The following is an 18625-nucleotide window of genomic DNA, read 5'->3' on the forward strand; positions in this document are numbered from 1 at the left end:
ACCGAGATGAGGGTGGTCCTCGCCGGTGGGGGGACGGCCGGGCACATCGAGCCCGCGCTCGCCCTTGCGGACGCGCTGCGTCATCTTGACCGGAGCGTCGGCATCACCTGCGTGGGCACGGAGCGCGGCTTGGAGACGCGGCTCGTGCCCGCCAGGGGCTACGAGCTGGAGCTGGTGCCCGCCGTGCCGCTGCCAAGGGCGATCACTCCGAGCCTGCTGACCGTGCCGGGCCGGCTGGCCGGGGCCATCAACGCGACCGCGAGCATCCTCGACCGGGTCAAGGCCGACATCCTGGTCGGCTTCGGCGGCTACGTGGCGACCCCCGCCTACCTCGCGGCCAAGCGGCGCGGCCTGCCGATCGTCGTGCATGAGGCCAATCCGCGCCCCGGGCTGGCCAACCGGCTGGGCGCGCGGCTGACCGACCACGTGTTCAGCGGCTTCCCCGACTGCGCGCTGCCCAAGGCGGAGTTCATCGGCACGCCGCTGCGCCGCGAGATCGTCACGCTCGACCGGCTGTCCATGGGCGACAAGGCGCGCTCCTGGTTCGGGCTGGAGAACGACCGGCCGACGCTGCTGGTGTTCGGCGGCTCGCAGGGCGCCCGGTCGCTCAACCAGGCCGCGCTGGCCGCCGCGCCGGCGCTGCGCCGGGCCGGCGTGCAGGTGCTGCACGTGCTGGGCCCGAAGAACACGGTCGAGCACGAGCCGCCGCCGGGCGACCCGCAATACGTCCTGCTGCCCTACGTCGACCGCATGGACCTCGCCTACGCCGCCGCCGACCTGGCCCTGTGCCGCAGCGGCGCGCTGACCTGCGCGGAGCTGACCGCGGTCGGCCTGCCCGGGGCCTACGTGCCGCTCCCGCACGGCAACGGCGAGCAGCGCATCAACGCCGAGCGCATCGTGCACGGCGGCGGCGGCCTGGTGGTCGACGACGCCGAGTTGTCACCTGATTGGATCATTCGCAACGTGCTGCCCATCCTCCGCGACCCAGAGCGGGTCGCCGTCATGTCGGAGGCCGCCTCCAGACTGGGGAGGAAGGACGCCGATATCATGCTTGCCAGGAAAGTGTTGGAGATAGCCCGATGAGTCTCGTCAAGCTGGTCGATCCCGTCACCGTGGAAGAGTTGGGGCGGGTGCACTTCATCGGCATCGGTGGCTCCGGCATGTCGGGCATAGCCCGCATCCTGCTCAAGCGCGGCGTACGCGTCTCGGGCAGCGACGCGCGCAGCTCCGAGCAGATCACCGAGCTGCGCGAGCTGGGCGCCATCGTGCACATCGGCCACGCCGCCTCGCACATCAGAGACGTCGACACCGTGGTCGTCTCGACCGCCATCCGCGACTCCAACCCCGAGCTGGGCGAGGCGCTCAAGCAGGGGCTGCGGATCATCCCGCGGGCCGCCGCGCTGGCCTCCGTCATGGCCGGGCGCACCGCGGTCGCCATCGCGGGCACCCACGGCAAGACCACGACCACCTCGATGCTCACCGTCGCGCTGCAGAAGTGCGGCGCCGACCCGTCCTACTGCGTGGGCGGCCAGCTCGTCACCACCGGGCTCGGCGCCGACGACGGGCAGGGTCGGGTCTTCGTGGCCGAGGCCGACGAGAGCGACGGCTCCTTCCTCATGCTCGCCCCCGACATCGCCGTGGTGACCAACGTCGAGGCCGACCACCTCGACAACTACGGCGACCCGCGGGCGGTGCACGACAGCTTCGCCAGGTTCGCCGACCGGATCGGCTCGCTGCTCATCACGTGCGCCGACGACCCGGGCGCGGCGGAGGTGGCGCGGCGGGCCAGGGAGCGCGGGCTCCGGGTCAGGACGTACGGCCTGTCGGGCGAGGACTACCGGGTGGGCGACGTCAGGCCCGACGGGTTCGGCACGGTGTTCTCCATCGAGGGCAGGGGCGAGGTGCGGCTGGCGGTGCCCGGCGCTCACAACGCGCTCAACGCCACCGCGGTGATCGCCGTGGCCGACGAGCTGGGGCTCCCGTTCGAGGAGATCAGGGAGGGACTGGGGGCCTTCACCGGGGCCAAGCGGCGCTTCGAGGCCAAGGGCGAGGCCGGCGGCATCGCGGTGTTCGACAGCTACGCCCACCACCCGACCGAGCTGACCGCCGACCTGCGGGCCGCCCGCGACGTGGTGGCCTCCTACTCCGGCACCGGCCGGGTCATCGCGATCTTCCAGCCGCACCTCTACTCGCGCACCCGGTTCTTCGCCGACGAGTTCGGGGCGGCGCTCGGGCTGGCCGACGAGGCCATCGTGCTCGACGTCTACGGGGCCAGGGAGGATCCCGAGCCCGGGGTGTCCGGCGCGATGGTGGCCGGGAAGGTGCCGTTGCCGGCGGAGCGGGTGGCGTACGCGCCGGACCGGTCCGCGGTGCCGGCCATGGTGGCCGAGCGGGCGCGGCCGGGTGACATCGTGCTCACGATGGGCGCGGGTGACATCACCGAGCTCGGGCCGCAGATCGTCGCCCGCCTGGCCTGAACCGTCCCACGTGGCCGCGCGGCCCCGGCGGCTGCCCCGCCGTTCGTGGCTGGGGTCGTGGAGTGAGAGGCCGGGGGCAGGGCACGCGGCGGAGCGGCCGGGGCGAGACACCGGGCAGTGGGGCGGTCGGGGACGGCGAGCACCCGGGCGGGCGGCCGGCCGCGGTTCCGGCGACCCCGGCGGGGTGGCGTTTGGGCGTGGCGCGCGGGGTTACGCCGCGCGTCGGCGTAGGTTCGGTGCCGACATCGGCCGCGGGCCGGCCGGGGCGGGAGGGTGATGAAGGCGCGCACGGCGTTCCTGGTGCTGCTGACAGCGGGAGTGGTGGGCACGGCCGCCTGGCTGGTGTTCTTCTCACCCGTGCTGGGCGTGCGCTCGATCGAGATCGTGGGAAATCTCACAGTGCCGAGCGAGCGGATCAAGCAGCAGGCCGGCGTGGCGGACCTCCACCCGCTGGCCACCGTGAACCTCGCCGACGTCGAGACCCGCGTCCTGGGCATCCGGCAGCTCGCCACCGCCAAGGTGGACCGGGTCTGGCCGGGCACGCTCAAGATCGAGGTGGTCGAGCGCGAGCCGGTGGCCGCCGTCCCGGCGGGCGACAAGATGGCGATCGTCGACGGGCAGGGCGTGGTGATCGAGGTGAGGTCCGCGGCGCCGCCCATGCTGCCGCTGCTCAAGGTGGACCGTCCGGCCGCGGGCGACCCCACCATGATGGCGGCGCTCAAGGTCATCGAGGCGCTGCCGAGCGAGGTGGCGGGCCGGGTCAGGCAGGTACGCGCGGGAACGGCCGAAGGCGTCACCCTCGTGCTGTCGGACGGGCGCACCGTCATCTGGGGCGGCACCGACCGGCCCGAGGAGAAAGGCCGCATCCTGACCTCGCTGCTCAAACGCGAAAGAGCGGTCACCCTTTACGACGTCAGTTCCCCCGACGTGGTGACGCTGAAGTGATCGTGATCGTCAGGGTCTGGCAACTCCGGGGCAAGAGCATCGCCGAGCCTGTGCGAGGCGGGGCTCGCGGCGTGAGAGCCTGTAAGCCGGACTTTCGGCAGAGGAGGGCCGCGACCAGGCGTGACTGCGGAGCGAAACGGACAGCCCGCGACACGCCGGACGTGCTTGCGGCGCGGTTAGTTGACCCGCCTGGAGCGTAACTCCTACTGTCCGTATCAATCCTCAGGTTGACATAAATCTAAATCTCAACCTGAGGTTGAGAGTTACCCGAACTGACAAAAAGCGGAGACGATCCGCACCGAAATGGCAAGTCAACGAGCGGAAAGGCCCCTCGTCGTGGCAGCACCGCAGAACTACCTCGCGGTCATCAAGGTCGTCGGCATCGGCGGCGGCGGAGTCAACGCCGTCAACCGGATGATCGAGGAGGGACTCAAGGGCGTCGAGTTCATCGCGATAAACACCGACGCCCAGGCGCTGCTGATGAGTGACGCCGATGTGAAACTCGACGTGGGCCGCGAGCTCACGCGCGGACTGGGGGCGGGCGCCAACCCCGATGTCGGCCGGAAGGCGGCCGAGGACCATCGTGAGGAGATCGAGGAGGTCCTCAAGGGGGCCGACATGGTCTTCGTCACGGCGGGCGAGGGCGGTGGCACGGGCACCGGCGGCGCGCCGGTCGTGGCCAACATCGCCCGATCGCTCGGTGCGCTCACGATAGGTGTGGTGACCAGGCCGTTCAGCTTTGAGGGACGGCGCAGGGCGTCGCAGGCCGAGGCGGGCATCGAGACGCTGCGCGACGAGGTCGACACGCTGATCGTGATCCCCAACGACCGGCTGCTGTCGATCTCCGACCGGCAGGTGAGCGTGCTCGACGCGTTCAAGGCGGCCGACCAGGTGCTGCTCTCCGGTGTCCAGGGCATCACCGACCTGATCACCACCCCCGGTCTGATCAACCTCGACTTCGCCGACGTCAAGTCGGTCATGTCGGGCGCCGGCTCCGCCCTCATGGGCATCGGCCACGCCCGGGGCGACGACCGCTCGGTGGCGGCGGCCGAGATGGCGGTCTCCAGCCCGCTGCTGGAGGCCAGCATCGACGGCGCCCACGGCGTGCTGCTGTCCATCGCGGGCGGCTCGGACCTGGGCCTGTTCGAGATCAACGAGGCGGCCCAGCTCGTGTCCATGGCCGCCGCGCCCGACGCCAACATCATCTTCGGTACGGTCATCGACGACGCGCTCGGCGACGAGGTGCGCGTGACGGTGATCGCGGCGGGCTTCGACGACGTGCCGGGGCCGACGGAGAAGCCGGTGACCCGTCCGGCGGGCCGGCCCGCCGCGGCCCAGGCCGCCGCGCCGCCTCCGGCGTCGCCTCCACGGCCGAGCATGGCGTCCCCCAGTGTGAAGTCCGAGCCGCCCACGCTGCGCCCTGAGCCGCGCCCTGAGGTGCGTCCGGAGCCCCGTACGGACTTCAGGTCCGAGCAGCGCGCCGACTTCCGCCCCGAGCCCCGTCCGGAGCCCCGCCCCGAGCCGCGGGCCGAGGTGCGTCCGGAGCCGCGCGCCGAGTTCCGTCCCGAGCCGCGGCCGGAGCCCCGGCCCGAGCCGGTGCGCCCGGTGGAGCCGGTGCAGGACTCCCGCACGGACGCCGGCGAGCCCGCCGACGAGCCGTCCGGCCCCGTCTCGATCCCCCGGCCCACGCCCGAGCCCGCCAACCCGCCCACGCCCATCACCTCCCGCATGTCGGAGCCGCCCAAACGTCCTCGGGTGATCTTCGAGGAGCAGGAAGAGGAGCTCGACGTTCCCGACTTCCTCAAGTAGCAGTTCGCCTGACGCCGCTCCCCGCAGGGAAACGGGAGCGGCGCCGTCGTGTGCGGACGGGAGTGTCGTACGTGGGACATGTCTTATGCGGACATTTCTTACGTGAGCCTGTCGCACGCGGGCACGGAGGACATCGGCAGTAGTGAGGGGGAGAGGGACGTGAGAAGGGACGAGATCGCGGCCGGTCTCGCCGAGGTCGACGCGCGCATCGCCGAGGCCTGCCACGCGGTGGGGCGCGATCGGGGCGAGGTCACGCTGATCGCCGTCACCAAGACGCGGCCCGCCGAGGACGTGCGCATCCTGGCCGAGCTGGGCGTGCGCGACGTCGGCGAGAACCGCGACCAGGAGGCCGCCCCCAAGGCCCACGAGCTCGCCGGACTGCCGCTGACCTGGCACTTCGTCGGTCAGCTGCAGACCAACAAGGTCCGCTCCGTCGTCGGGTACGCCGACGTCGTCCACTCCGTCGACCGCCTCAGGCTGGTGGAGGCCATCAGCAAGGAGGCGGTCCGCCAGGGCCGCCGGGTCGGCTGCCTGCTGCAGGTCGCGCTCGACGACGACCCCGCCAGGGGCGGCGCGCGCGCCGCCGACCTGCTCGAGCTCGCGGACGAGGTGGCGCTGGCCGACGGGGTGTGGCTGGGCGGCGTCATGGCGGTGGCGCCGCTGGGCGAGGACCCGGCCAAGGCCTTCGCCCGGCTGCGGGATCTGGCGCGGCTCGTCCAGGAGCAGCATCCACGTGCCACGATGATCTCCGCGGGCATGAGCGAGGACCTCACGGAAGCCATCGCCTACGGCGCGACACACGTGCGGGTCGGTACGGCGTTGCTCGGCCGTCGCAAGCCCTTCGTCAGGTAATGTCCCCTCAAGTGGGTCTTCAAGCCCATGACCAAGTAGAGGTCGATCAGCGGTGAGCTCCAGGGGGGTACGGCTACCGCCTCGGACACGGCGACGGGCCCGAGCGAGTGCGACCATGAGCAGGAGGACGACTTAGCGATGGCCGGCGCGATGCGCAAGATGGCGGTCTACCTCGGTCTCGTGGAGGACGACCGCTACGAGAGGTACGAGACCTACACGGACGAGTACGCCTACGACGACGAGGTCCAGCGAACCGGCGAGGAACGGCCCGTGGCGGTCCAGGACCGCGACGACGAGCCTGAAGCCGGGGTCCCCGCGCCCAGGCCCACCACGACGATCCTGGAACGCCGCACGACCGATCTGGCCCGCATCACGACCCTCCACCCCCGGACGTACAACGAGGCGCGTACGATCGGAGAGCACTTCCGCGACGGCACCCCGGTCATCATGAATCTGACCGAGATGGTTGACAGTGACGCGAAGCGCCTCGTCGATTTCGCGGCAGGTCTGGTCTTTGGCCTACATGGCAGCATTGAACGTGTTACCAACAAGGTGTTCCTGTTGTCCCCTGCCAATGTCGAGGTGACCGCTGAGGACAAGGCCCGAATCGCGGAACGCGGATTCTTCAACCAGAGTTAGAGTCTCTGTATGCCTATCGGACCCAACCAGGTCTCGCCGAGACCGGGAGGGCACATCAGAAGTGGAGGCGCGGCCGGGCCGTGGACGTCGTCGGTGGGATCTTGGTCGTTGTCCTGTCTCTCTACTTGGTGCTGCTCATCGGCAGGATGATCTTCGAGACGGTGCAGGCTTTCGCCCGTCAGTGGCGGCCTTCGGGCGTCGTGCTGGTCGTGGCTGAGGCCACATACACCGCAACTGACCCACCTCTCAAGTTCCTCCGCCGTTTCATTCCTCCGCTCCGGTTGGGTACGGTGGCCTTTGACCTAAGCTTCACTGTCCTGTTCATCGTGGTTCTGATCTTGATTCAGATCGCCGGAACGCTGCGATGAGCCGGGCCGGTGTGGCGCCGGTCGTGATCCAACTCGTGTCCGCGCTGAAGTGATTCGGGTTACCGTCCTCCGGACAGACTCCAAGCGCGCCAAGGAGACCAAAAAATGCCGCTGACGCCCGCTGATGTGCGGAACAAGCAGTTCAGTACCACCCGGCTGCGGCCGGGCTACGACGAGGAAGAGGTCGACGCCTTCCTCGACGAGGTGGAAGCTGAGCTCGACCGCCTGATCCAAGAGAACGAGGAGCTCCGCGCCAAGCTGGCCGAGTGCCTGCGCGGGAAGGTGCCGGGCGGCATGAACATGCCCATGGCCTCCGCCCCGGTCCAGGAGCAGCCCAAGCCCGAGATGATGGGGCCGCCGCAGCCGGAGCCCATGCGGGCCCCCGAGCCGCCGCCGATGCAGCAGCAGCAGCCGGTCCCCGTGGCCATGAGCATGCCTCCCGCCGAGGACAACATGGACACCGCGGCCCGCGTGCTCGCCCTCGCCCAGCAGACCGCCGACCAGGCGATCGCCGACGCCCGCCGGGAGGCGGACGAGACGGTGACCCGCGCCCGGCGCGAGGCCGACGAGATCCTCACCAAGGCCCGCCGCCAGGCTGAGCAGGTCATCGGCGACGCCCGTGCCCGCGCCGAGACGCTCGAGCGCGACGCGCAGGAGCGCCACCGCCAGGCGATGGGCTCGCTGGTGCAGACCCGCGACGAGCTCGAGCGCAAGGTCGAGGAGCTGCGCAGCTTCGAGCGCGAATACCGCAGCAGGCTCAAGCTCTACCTGGAGAACCAGCTCGCCGAGCTCAACGTCTCCGCGGAGGGCAGCGGCGGGTTCCCGGTGATGTCCGGTCCGCAGGGCCAGGCTCCCGCCATGTCGCACGCCGTGCCGCAGGGTGGCCAGCCGCCCCTTCCGGGTGGTCCCAACCCGTTCGGCGGCGAGGCTCCGCAGGGTGCCTTCCCCGGCGGTGACGGTCCGCACAACGACCGCCGGTAAAGTAGCGGGTCACTAGGACCTGTCACTCGAAAGAGCCCCCTGTGATCCTTATCAGTGCTGGTTTGGTGCTCGCGGCAGTGGTTCTGCTGATCGCGGGCTTCGTACTGGCGAAGCCGTTCCTGATCATGTGGTCCATCGTGGTCAGCGTGCTGTCCGCGCTGTTCCTGGTGATCGGGGCGTTCCTGCGGCGGAACGAGCTTTTTCCCGGAGGTGGGCAGGCCGCTGCGCCGGCCACCCCCCCGAAGGGGCTCATGCCGCCCGCTCCGCCTTACAACCAGACCGGCCCCATGGCCCACCAGCCGCACCCGCAGCCGCACCTGCAACCCCAGCCGCCGCCGCAGCCTCCGCAGCGGACGGCGACCGTCCCGGCTGCCGCCCCCCGCCGACCGGCGGCGAGCGGCATCTCGCCGGATGCGCTCGTGCTGGTGATCCCGGGACGCAAGCGTTACCACGTCCCCGGGTGCAGGCAGCTGATCGGCCGGGATCACGAGGAGCTCACGTACGAAGAGGCGCGCGAGGAGGGCTTCACGCCCTGCACGGCGTGCCTGCCTGACGCCGCGCTCGGCGGACGGCAACTGCCGCCTGCCGCCGACCCCGAGCCCGCCGTCGCCCCAGGCCCCGCTCTCGCCACGGATCCCACCGTGGGGAGCCGAGCCGAAAACTCCGCGGAGACCCGCGACCTACGTCCGCCGGTCGCCCCGCCGAAGCCCGACACGAAGGCTTCCACCCCCAGCCCGGAGCCTGCCGCCGCCCACGAGGAAGGCGCCACCGGGTGGTTCGGCCGTCCCTCGGGTCCCTCGGCCGCTCCCGCGAGCCAGGCCAGGGCATCCTCCGCCGCCCCCGAATCTGATTCGGATGATGAGCAGGCGGATCAGCAGACTTCTTACTTCCGGCCGCCGCCGTTCGCGCGCAAGGCCGAGTCGGGCGCGCCCTCCTCGGGTGAGCCCTCTTCTGATGAGAACAGGCCGTCGCAGCCTCCCGGTGACACACCGGACGAGCCTGGGCGGGCCGGTACGAAAGCCGCGAAGCCGGGTGGTCAGTCCGGTGGCCGGCCCAGTGGTCAGTCCGGCGGTCAGCCGGGTGGTCAGTCAGGTGGCGCGTCTGAGAAGTCCGGGCAGCGTGAGCCGTCCGGGCAGCGTGAGCCGTCCGGGCGGCCCGGTTCCGGGGCCGGGCGGGCTGGTGCCGAGCCGGGTCAGCCGGGCAGTGGCCCGTCCGGCCGTCCGGGGGCCGAGCCCGGGCAGACCGCAGCCACGCCGGAGCAGTCCAGTGGCGCCAAGCCCGCGGCCAAGCCGGGGCAGCCGGGTGCCGGACCGGGCAAGCCCGGTTCCAGCGGCAGGCCGGGACAGCCCGGTGAGGCCGGTGACGGGTCCGGTCGGCCTGGTGGAACTGGTGACAGGCCCGGTGGGTCGGGTGGAGTCAGTGGCAGGCCTGGTCAGTCCAGTGGCCGGCCCGGTCAGGGTGGGGGCTCGCTCGGGCGGGCCTCTGACGCGGGTGTGCAGGACGATGACTCCTCAGGGCCCGCTACGGCGCCGCAGCCTCGAGTGCCCGCGTCCGTGACGCCTGGGCGGCCAGGGGGGTCGGCTGCCAAGCCGTCGGAGCGTTCGACTCGTCCGGGTGAGGAGTCGTCCTCGGCGGGGGAGACCGTGATCCTGCACGAGCGGCCCGCGTCGTCGGCCGAGTCGGAGGCCAAGCCGAAGGGGCCGCTGCCCACCGGGGCGCCGGCCAGACCGTCGGGCACCAAGCCGGGGGCCGTCTCCGGTGGTTCCGGTTCGAGCGGTGTCGCTCCAGGTGGTTCCGTTCCGGGGAGTGCTTCCCAGGCCGGCCCCAAGGCGGGGGCCGCCAAGGGGGAGGAGCCGAGAACCGGGGGGAGCGGCTCGTCGTCCAAGGGCGGGCCCTCTTCGGGCGCGTCCCGGCCGCCGGCGTCCGGCGGGTCCGGGAAGGGGCAGGTCTCTGGTGCCAAGGCGGAGACGTCCGGAGGTAAGACCGGTGACGAGTCCGCCGCCGGGGCCAAGGGGACTGCCGGGGGCGGCAGGGGTGAGCGGCCGGGGACTGTGAAGGTCATCATCGGCACTCGCCGCTACCACAGCACCGCCTGCCCGTTGATCCGGGGGGCCGGGGAGACCGGCGTGGAGACGATGACGCTCGCCGCGGCGGAAGCGGCCGGGCTGACCAGTTGCTCGGTGTGCCAGCACGATCGCGAGACGGTCGGCTGACTGAGGAAGGGCTGCAGGAGCTCCTGCACCCCATCGGGGTCCGGATGCTCGGTCCCGCTTGTCCTGACACGGCCTCCAGCGTGACGCTGGGGGCCGTTGTGGTCCCTGGGCGAACCGCGGGCCTGGGCTGGCAGGGTGGGTGACGCGAAGGAGCCCGCTGCGGTGTGGCGCTGGGCCCGCTGTTGTGGGGGCTGGGGCCGCTGTTGTGTGGCACGGGACCCGCTGATGTGTGGCACGGGACCCGCTGTTGTGTGGGACGGGCCCCGCTGTTGTGTGGCGCTGCGACGATGGGGTGCTGCGTGATGCCGAGGACGCTGCTGTGAGACGAGCGGGGTGGCGTCTGGTGCGGCGTACAGGTGGGTGGCGCTGCGTGATGCTGGGAGCGCTGCTGTGCGGTGCAGCGCGGTGAGGTGATCGTGCGGCGGGGGCGGCGGCCTGGCAGGGCGTAGGTGGGCGGTGGCAGGCGAAGGGGCGCGCCCGGTTGGGCGCGCCCCCTTGTATGCCGTGGTTGCCCTTGTGAGCTCCCGAGTGTGTCGGGTCAGGCGCGGCGGAGCTGGAAGGTCAGGCCCAGGTCCTCGTCCGTGTGCGACGGCAGGTCCTCGGCCGTGCCCTCCGTGAGGGTCGTGGCCAGGACCTCCTCCGACACCACGCGACCCTCCGAACGGAGCGCCGTGGCCAGGTCGGGGGACGTGCTGGTCCACCACAGGGTGATGCGGTCCGTGATCGACAGGCCGGTCGACTTGCGGGCCTCCTGGACCAGCCGGATGACCTCGCGGAGCAGGCCCGCGCGGCGCAGGTCGTCCGTGAGCTCCAGGTCCAGGGCCACCGTCTCGCCCGTGCCCGTGCCGATCGCGCCCGTCTCCACGGCCCAGCCGGAGCGGGGCTGCTCGTTGACGATCACCTCGTCGGGGCCGAGCATGATCTCGCCCAGCTCGTCCGCCTCCACCATGACCGTGGAGCCGGAGCGCAGGGCCCTGGCCACGCGGGTGGCGTCGGCGGCGGCCACCGCGGCCGCCACCAGCTTGGTACGGGGCCCGAACCGCTTGCCCAGCGCCCGGAAGTTGGGCTTCACCGAGTAGGACACGAGGTCGGCGCTGAAGCCCGACATGTCCTCCATGGTATGGACGTTCAGCTCCTCCGCCACCAGGCCGCGCAGCTCGCCGGGGAGCGACGGCCAGTCGTGCGCCCCCACCAGGGCGCGCCGCAGCGGCTGGCGGGTCTTGACGCCCGACGAGGCCCGGGCCGAGCGGCCCAGCTCCACCAGCCGGCGCACCAGGGCCATCTGGTCCGACAGCGCCGGGTTGAGCAGGTCCTCGCGCACCTCCGGCCAGGGGGCCAGGTGCACCGAGGAGGGCGCGTCGGCCGCGCGCAGCACGTCCCACAGGTGGTCGGTGAGGAACGGCGTGATGGGCGCCATCAGCCGGATCACGGTCTCCAGGCACTCGTACAGCGTCGCGAACGCGTCCTCCGAGCCCTGCCAGAAGCGGCGGCGCGAACGGCGTACGTACCAGTTGGACAGGTCGTCGAGGAAGTCGGCCAGGCGGCGGCCGGCGCGCTGGGTGTCGTACTCGTCCAGCGCCGCCGTGACCTCGGCGACCGTCCTGTGCAGCTCGGCCAGCGCCCAGCGGTCGAGCAGCGCACGCTGGCCGGGCGGGGTGGCCTCGGACAGCTTGGCCGGCGACCAGGACTCGGCGTTGGCGTAGAGGGTGAAGAACGAGGCGGTGTTCCAGAGCGTCAGCAGGACCTTGCGGACGATTTCCTCGAGCGTGTTGTGCCCCACCCGGCGGGCCGCCCACGGCGAGCCCGAGCAGGCCATGAACCAGCGCAGCGCGTCGGCCCCGTGCTGGTCCATCAGCGGGATCGGCTCGAGGATGTTGCCCAGGTGCTTGCTCATCTTGCGGCCGTCCTCGGCCAGGATGAGGCCGAGGCAGAGCACGTTCTCGTAGGAGGACTGGCCGAAGACGAGCGTGCCGACGGCCATCAGCGAGTAGAACCAGCCGCGCGTCTGGTCGGTGGCCTCGCAGATGAACTGCGCCGGGTAGACGCCCTCCGGCTTGCCGCGCTCGCCCCATTGGGCGAACGGCATGGAGCCCGAGTCGTACCAGGCGTCGATGACGTCGGGCACCCGGCGGGCCTGGCCGCCGCAGGTCGGGCAGGCGAAGGTGACGTCGTCGACGAACGGGCGGTGCGGGTCGAGGGCCGAGACGTCCTGGCCCGCCAGGGTGCCCAGCTCCTCCAGCGACCCGACGCACGTCACGTGGGACTCGTCCTCCGAGCACACCCACAGCGGCAGCGGCGTGCCCCAGTAGCGCGAGCGCGACAGTGACCAGTCGACGTTGTTGCGCAGCCACTCGCCGAAGCGGCCCCACTTGATCGTGTCCGGGTACCAGTTGGTGCCGGCGTTCTCGGCCAGCATCTGGTCCTTGACGGCGGTGGTGCGGATGTACCAGGAGGGGAGCGCGTAGTAGAGCAGCGCGGTGTGGCAGCGCCAGCAGTGCGGGTAGCTGTGCTCGAGGTGCCCGCCGCGGAACAGCAGCCCGCGCGCCCGCAGGTCCTCGGTCAGCTCCTCGTCGGCGTCCTTGAAGAACCGGCCGCCGACCATGGGCACGTCGTCGAGGAAGCGGCCGTCGGGGCCGATCGGGTTGACGACGGGCATGTCGTACTTCTTGATGACGGCCAGGTCGTCGGCGCCGAAGGCGGGCGCCTGGTGGACCAGACCGGTGCCGTCCTCGACGGTGACGTAGTCGCCGAGCACCACGTAGTGGGCGCCCGGGATGTCGACCAGGTCGAACGGCCGGGTGTAGGCGGTGTGCTCCAGCTCGCGGCCGGTGTAGCGGGCCAGCTCGGTCACGTCCTCGCCGAGCACCGAGAGCAGCGGCTCGGCCACGACCAGCACCTCGCCGTCGGCCGTGCGGGCCGCGACATAGGTGACGTCCGGGTGCACGGCCACGGCCGTGTTGGAGACCAGCGTCCACGGCGTGGTCGTCCAGACCAGCAGCGCGGCGCCCAGCTCGGCGAGCGGGCCGGTCGTCGCGGGCATGCGGACGTAGACCGACGGGCTGGAGACGGTCTCGTAGCCGCCCGGCTGGCCCAGCTCGTGGTCGGACAGCCCGGTGCCGCAGCGCGGGCAGTAGGGGGTGATCCGGAAGTCGCGGAACAGCAGCCCCTTGTCGAAGACGACCTTGAGCGACCACCACACCGACTCGATGTAGGACGGGTCCATGGTGCGGTAGGCCTGGGACAGGTCGATCCAGTAGCCCATCCGCTCGGTCATCTGCTCGAACGCGTCCACGTGCCGCAGCACCGACTCGCGGCACTTGGCGTTGAACTCGGCGATGCCGTACGTCTCGATGTCCTTCTTGCCGGACAGGCCCAGCTCGCGCTCCACGCCGACCTCGACCGGCAGGCCGTGGCAGTCCCAGCCCGCCTTGCGCGGCACGCTGAAGCCCCGCATCGACTTGTAGCGGGGGAACAGGTCCTTGAACACGCGCGCCTCGACGTGGTGGACGCCCGGCAGGCCGTTGGCGGTCGGCGGGCCCTCGTAGAAGACCCACGACGGGTTGCCGGAGTTCTGCTCCACGGACCGCTCGAAGATCTTCCCGTCCCGCCAGCGGTCGAGGACCTCGCGCTCGAGCACGGGCAGGTCGACCTGCGCGGGAAGAGAGCGGAAAGATGGGGAAGACATTTCGGGCGGAACCTCCACGCTTGATCGGCCGGCTGGCTGGTGTGCGTGAAGGGACGAAGCCTGGCGGCTCCGCGGTACCACCCTTCTTGGCCTCGCGCTGGGCGGGGCCCTCTCCATTCGGTCTGCGGCCGGTTCTAATGAGCTCGGGAGAGCCGTTCTTCCGGCGGCTCCGGGGTGATATCCCTCACAGTCGGGCCCCATCAACGCCTTGCAGTCTCAAACCATAACGCAGAGCGGGGCCCAAGGCTTCCAGGTTTTCCCGGTGGCGTCCGGGGTACTCACGACGCCTCGTCGGTACGCGAGACGTAAACGGCGCAAAGTTGTGGGAATGGACGCTGCTGGGGAGGAGTTGAATGCGCGAGGCGGGATAGTACGGGGGAGGTAAACCGTCCGGCGGGTCGTTTGCCGTTCCGTTATGAGGATCCTAAGCTGCCCGCACCCTTTACGGCCTTGATCAGCAATGGAGGCAGCCATGGCGGCAGTCACGCAGACCGCTACACCGTCGATGTGGTCGGAAGAGGAGCTGGCCGAGGTACGCGGCAGGCTCCAGACGGAGATCGACGAGCTCGAGGCGGACATCCTGCGCCACGAGTCGGAGATAGCCTCTGGAGACGTCACCCAGGGAGCCGGCGACGACCAGGCGGACGCCGGCGCCAAGACGTACGAGCGCGAACGCGAGATCGCCCTTACCCTGAATGCGCGCGATCTGGTCGCGCAGAACGAACGTGCGATCGCCAGGATCGACGCAGGGACCTATGGAGTGTGCGAATCGTGCCACAAGCCGATCGGCAAGGAACGCCTTCAGGCGTTCCCGAGGGCGACGCTGTGCGTGGCCTGCAAGCAGAAGGAGGAGCGCCGGTAGGCTCGGGGGGCAAGCCTCGACGGCGCCTCTTCGCCGTCCTCGTCGTGCTGGCGGCCGTCATCTACGCGGCCGACCTCATCACCAAGACGGTGGTGCTGCGCACGCTGCAGGGTGAGGCGCCGATGGTCGTCATCCCGGACGTCCTGCAGTTCCGGGTGATCTTCAATTCCGGTGCCGCGTTCAGCATCGGCACCGGAATGACGTTCGTCTTCACGTTCATCGCGGCCGGCGTTGTCGTGGCCATCGTGCGCACGGCCCGCAAGCTCGGCAGCCGCTCCTGGGCGGTCGCGCTCGGGCTGCTGCTGGGCGGGGCGCTGGGCAACCTCACCGACAGGCTGCTGCGCTACCCGTCGGGGATCGGCCGCTCGTCCCAGCTCCAGGGGCACGTCGTGGACTTCATCGAGGTGCTCCCTGGGCACTTCCCCGTCATCGACTACTTCCCGGTGTTCAACATCGCCGACTCGGCGATCGTCTGCGGGGGAATCCTGGCGGTCATCCTGGCCTGGCGCAACGTGCAGATCGACGGGTCCAAGGAGGTGGCCGACAATGACTGAGCAGCGCAGCCTGCCGGTGCCCGACGGGCTGGAGGGCGAGCGGCTCGACGCCGCGCTCTCGCGGCTGTTCGGTTTCTCCCGCACACGCGCGGCCGAGCTGATCGTCGCGGGCGAGGTGCTGGTGGACGGCCGCCAGCCGGCCAAGTCCGACCGGGTGCACGCCGGCGCCTGGCTCGACGTGACGATGCCGCCGCCGGTCACCACGCCCATGCCGGTCGCCGAGCCGGTGCCGGGCATGACCATCGTGTACGAGGACGACGACATCATCGTGGTCAACAAGCCCATCGGGGTGGCCGCGCACCCGACCGTCGGCTGGACCGGCCCGACCGTCATCGGCGGCCTGCTCGGGGCCGGCCACACCATCGCCACCAGCGGCGCCGCCGAGCGGCAGGGCATCGTGCACCGGCTCGACGCCAACACCACGGGCGCGATGGTGGTGGCCAAGAGCGAGCACGCCTACTCCTGGCTCAAGCGGGCCTTCAAGGAGCGCACGGTCGACAAGCGTTACCACGCGCTGGTGCAGGGGCACCCCGACCCGTTCCGGGGCACGGTGGACGCGCCCATCGACCGGCACCCGTCGGGGGACGGCCGGTTCGCCGTGGTCGCGGGCGGGAAGCCGTCCGTCACGCACTACGACACGGTGGAGGCGTTCCGGGCGGCGTCGCTGCTGGACATCAAGCTGGAGACCGGGCGTACGCACCAGATCAGGGTGCACATGTCCGCGCTGCGCCACCCCTGCGTCGGCGACCTGCTGTACGGCGCCGACCCCACCCTGGCGGCCCGGCTGGGAGTGACGCGGCAGTGGCTGCACGCGGTGGCGCTCGGGTTCGAGCACCCCTCGACCGGCGAGTGGATCTCGTTCAGCACCGACTACCCCCAGGACCTGCAGAAGGCCCTCGACATCGTGCGCGAGGAGTCCTGAGACAGCGGGCGGCTAGCTCAGCCCCGCCGGCCGGCCTTCTTCTTGCCCTCGTCCGCCGCGCGGCCGTTGTCCGACCCCTCGACCTGGCCGGGGGAGCGTGAGGGCGTCCCGTCCCCTTCCTTCTTGTCCTTCTTGGTCTTGGTCGGCGTCTTGGTCGGCGTCTTGGTGGGTGTGGGCTGCTGCGTGGGGCTCTTCTTCCCGGTGGTCCGATCGGCCGTCGGCGTCCGGGGCCCGCTCATGGTGGGCGGCGGGGTGCCGCCCGGCGGGACCGCCGAGGCCTCGTACGTCGGCCGCGGGGTGGTAGGGGCGGGCGTGGCCGGCGCGGGTGTGGTCACCACGGCGGGCACGCGGCTCGGCGGAGCGGTGCGCGGCAGGTCGCGCTGAGACCACCAGGCCGCCCCGCCCGTGACGACCCCGACGATGAGCGCGCCCGCGGCGATCGCGGCCACCGGCAGCCGGCGCCGCCGGGTCACCTCCGGCACGGTGACGGGGCCCGTCTGCTCGGGGGCGCCGCCCGCCAGGATCGCGGCCAGCCGTCGCTCGGCCTCCTCCAGCGACATGCGCTCGGCGGGGTTCTTGCGCAGCAGGCCCAGCAGCACCGGCGCGAGCACGCCCGCCCGCGCCAGCGGCTCCGGCTCGGCGTGCATGACCGCGCCCAGCGTGGCCAGGGCGTGGTCGCGGTGGAAGGGGGAGTGGCCCTCGACGGCCATGTAGAGGGTCACGCCCAGCGACCACAGGTCCGAGGCGGGCCTGGCCCGGCCGCCGGCCGCGCGTTCGGGGGCCATGAAGGCGGGGGTGCCGACCAGGATGCCCGTCCGCGTGACGGGCGCCTCGTCCTCCGTGGTGGCGATGCCGAAGTCGGTGAGCACCGCCCGGCCGTCGGGGGTGAGCAGCACGTTGTCGGGTTTGACGTCCCTGTGTAACACCCCGGCCGCGTGCGCGGCGCGCAGCGCCTCCATGAGCTGCAGCCCGATGCTCGCGGCGTCGAGGGGCGACATGGGGCCGTCGTCGCGGATCTGCTCGCCCAGCGTGCGGGAGTGCACGAGCTGCATGACGATCCAGGGGTGACCGCGCTCCTCCACGACGTCGTACACGGTGGCCACGCCGGGGTGCGCCACCCGGCCTGCCGCCCTGGCCTCGCGGAAGGTGCGTACGGCGAACACCTCGCGCTCGGCGCCCGTCAAATCGGGAGGCGGCAGGATCTCCTTGACGGCCACGTCCCGGCCGAGCACCTCGTCGTGCGCGTGCCAGACGGTGCCCATGCCGCCCTTCCCGATCGTCTTGAGCAGCCGGTATCGCCCACCGACAATCCCCGCTGAATCAGACATGCACGGCGACTACCCCAGAAGAATCCGGACAAGCGCGGTGACGGCCGCCGCCGCGGCCAGAACGACCAGAAACGGTGCCCGCAGCAGCAGCGCCACGACCGCCGCCCCGAGGCCCGCCGTACGCGCCGGATCGAAGCGCAGCCCGCCGTCCTCCGTGAACAGCTGCACCGCGACCAGCGCCGCCAGCAGCGCCACCGGCACCAGCTCCGCGAACCTGCGCACCACCGGATGGTCCAGCACCCGCCGGGGCGCGGCGAGCCCGGCCAGCTTGAGCGCGTAGCAGCCCGCGCAGACGACGGCGACCGCCCACCACAGCGTCATCGGGCCAGCACCACCAGGACGGCCGCGGCCGACAGCAGCACCGGCACGCCCGGCGGGAGGAACGGGGTGGCGCACAGCGCGATCACCGCCGCGATCGCGGCCAGCCGGCGCAGCTCGGCGCGCTCGGCCAGCCGGGGCCACAGGATCGCCAGGAACGCGACCGGGCCCACCACGTCCAGCCCCAGCACGCCGGGGTCGCCCAGGAACGAGGTGCCGTACGCGCCCGCCAGCGTGGTGAGGTTCCAGGCGACGTAGAGGCTGGCGAACGTGGTGACGAAGCCGGTGCGGGCCGCCTGGGGGGTGGGCTGGGCCAGCGCGACGGCCGTGGTCTCGTCGATGACGCCGTGGGCGGCCAGCAGCCTGCGGGGGCCGCGTACCTCGAGCAGGGCGGCCAGGCGCAGGCCGTACAGGGTGTTGCGGCCGCCGAGCAGCAGCCCTCCCAGCGCGGCGGCGGCCAGGTCGCCGCCCGCGCCCACCGCGCCGGTCAGCGCGAACTGCGAGGCCCCGGTGAACGCCAGCAGGCTCAGCACGCACGCCTGCGGCACGGACAGGCCCGCGGTGATCGCCGCGGCGCCGAAGGCGAGCCCGGACAGCCCCACGGCCAGGCCGACACCGAGACCGTCCCGCACGGCGGCGGAGCGGTGTGTCTTCTCTTCCATGCCGCCCGAG

Annotated in this window: 16 protein-coding genes; 12 read left to right on the forward strand and 4 right to left on the reverse strand. The window is 71.7% G+C overall.

From position 1 onward, the window contains the following. Positions 1–6 precede the first annotated feature (6 nt). The 9 genes from murG (at position 7) to AB0J69_RS18800 (ending at position 10284) form a co-directional block, all read left to right on the forward strand. Positions 7–1083, forward strand: a complete 1077-nt coding sequence (gene murG, locus AB0J69_RS18760) for an undecaprenyldiphospho-muramoylpentapeptide beta-N-acetylglucosaminyltransferase (protein WP_364118429.1) — start codon at positions 7–9, stop codon at positions 1081–1083. Beyond that, positions 1080–2477 (forward strand): UDP-N-acetylmuramate--L-alanine ligase, encoded by a 1398-nt coding sequence (gene murC, locus AB0J69_RS18765; RefSeq protein WP_364118431.1) that lies wholly within the window; start codon positions 1080–1082, stop codon positions 2475–2477. The genes murG and murC overlap by 4 nt, the downstream gene beginning before the upstream one ends. 276 nt (positions 2478–2753) lie before the next feature. After that, positions 2754–3422, forward strand: a complete 669-nt coding sequence (locus AB0J69_RS18770; protein ID WP_364118433.1) for an FtsQ-type POTRA domain-containing protein — start codon at positions 2754–2756, stop codon at positions 3420–3422. A gap of 336 nt (positions 3423–3758) precedes the next feature. Beyond that, positions 3759–5231 carry a cell division protein FtsZ gene (gene ftsZ / locus AB0J69_RS18775; protein ID WP_364118435.1) on the forward strand — a complete coding sequence of 491 codons (1473 nt, stop codon included), beginning with the start codon at positions 3759–3761 and terminating at the stop codon, positions 5229–5231. 159 nt (positions 5232–5390) lie between these two features. Then, the gene (locus AB0J69_RS18780; RefSeq protein ID WP_364118437.1) at positions 5391–6083 is read left to right on the forward strand and encodes a YggS family pyridoxal phosphate-dependent enzyme; all 693 of its coding nucleotides are present in this window, start codon (positions 5391–5393) and stop codon (positions 6081–6083) included. Positions 6084–6221: 138 nt separating this feature from the next. Then, positions 6222–6722: a cell division protein SepF gene (sepF, locus tag AB0J69_RS18785; protein WP_364118439.1), complete on the forward strand. Its 501-nt coding sequence runs from the start codon at positions 6222–6224 to the stop codon at positions 6720–6722. An 80-nt stretch (positions 6723–6802) separates the two neighbouring features. Continuing rightward, positions 6803–7090: a YggT family protein gene (locus AB0J69_RS18790; protein WP_364118441.1), complete on the forward strand. Its 288-nt coding sequence runs from the start codon at positions 6803–6805 to the stop codon at positions 7088–7090. 105 nt (positions 7091–7195) lie between these two features. Next, positions 7196–8071 carry a DivIVA domain-containing protein gene (locus tag AB0J69_RS18795; protein WP_364118442.1) on the forward strand — a complete coding sequence of 292 codons (876 nt, stop codon included), beginning with the start codon at positions 7196–7198 and terminating at the stop codon, positions 8069–8071. Positions 8072–9714: 1643 nt separating this feature from the next. Next, positions 9715–10284, forward strand: coding sequence for a hypothetical protein (locus tag AB0J69_RS18800; RefSeq protein ID WP_364118444.1), 570 nt, complete (start codon positions 9715–9717; stop codon positions 10282–10284). 538 nt (positions 10285–10822) lie between these two features. On the opposite strand, the gene ileS is transcribed toward AB0J69_RS18800, so the two are convergent. Further along, positions 10823–13969 carry an isoleucine--tRNA ligase gene (gene ileS / locus AB0J69_RS18805; RefSeq protein ID WP_364118445.1) on the reverse strand — a complete coding sequence of 1049 codons (3147 nt, stop codon included), beginning with the start codon at positions 13967–13969 and terminating at the stop codon, positions 10823–10825. A 472-nt stretch (positions 13970–14441) separates the two neighbouring features. Here ileS and AB0J69_RS18810 point away from each other — a divergent pair, with 472 nt between their 5' ends. From AB0J69_RS18810 to AB0J69_RS18820, 3 genes are read left to right on the forward strand one after another with little or no spacing between them, the layout of a single operon-like run. Beyond that, the gene (locus tag AB0J69_RS18810) at positions 14442–14831 is read left to right on the forward strand and encodes a TraR/DksA C4-type zinc finger protein (protein WP_185106697.1); all 390 of its coding nucleotides are present in this window, start codon (positions 14442–14444) and stop codon (positions 14829–14831) included. Beyond that, positions 14804–15385 (forward strand): signal peptidase II, encoded by a 582-nt coding sequence (gene lspA / locus AB0J69_RS18815; RefSeq protein WP_364118650.1) that lies wholly within the window; start codon positions 14804–14806, stop codon positions 15383–15385. The genes AB0J69_RS18810 and lspA overlap by 28 nt, the downstream gene beginning before the upstream one ends. Beyond that, complete coding sequence (locus tag AB0J69_RS18820) at positions 15378–16307, forward strand: RluA family pseudouridine synthase (protein WP_364118447.1); 930 nt, start codon at positions 15378–15380, stop codon at positions 16305–16307. The genes lspA and AB0J69_RS18820 overlap by 8 nt, the downstream gene beginning before the upstream one ends. Positions 16308–16324: 17 nt before the next feature. Here the strand turns inward: AB0J69_RS18820 and AB0J69_RS18825 are convergent, their stop codons facing one another. The 3 genes from AB0J69_RS18825 to AB0J69_RS18835 are packed head-to-tail and all read right to left on the reverse strand — an operon-like array spanning position 16325 to position 18615. Continuing rightward, positions 16325–17635: a serine/threonine-protein kinase gene (locus AB0J69_RS18825; protein ID WP_364118449.1), complete on the reverse strand. Its 1311-nt coding sequence runs from the start codon at positions 17633–17635 to the stop codon at positions 16325–16327. Positions 17636–17644: 9 nt separating this feature from the next. Beyond that, on the reverse strand, positions 17645–17956 hold the full coding sequence (locus AB0J69_RS18830) for an AzlD domain-containing protein (RefSeq protein WP_364118451.1): 312 nt from the start codon (positions 17954–17956) through the stop codon (positions 17645–17647). Next, positions 17953–18615 carry an AzlC family ABC transporter permease gene (locus AB0J69_RS18835; RefSeq protein WP_364118453.1) on the reverse strand — a complete coding sequence of 221 codons (663 nt, stop codon included), beginning with the start codon at positions 18613–18615 and terminating at the stop codon, positions 17953–17955. Before AB0J69_RS18835 ends, AB0J69_RS18830 begins: the two co-directional genes overlap by 4 nt. Between the last annotated feature and the right edge of the window lie 10 nt (positions 18616–18625).

It is taken from the genome of Nonomuraea sp. NPDC049709 (assembly GCF_040674815.1).
In the GTDB taxonomy this organism is placed as follows: domain Bacteria; phylum Actinomycetota; class Actinomycetes; order Streptosporangiales; family Streptosporangiaceae; genus Nonomuraea.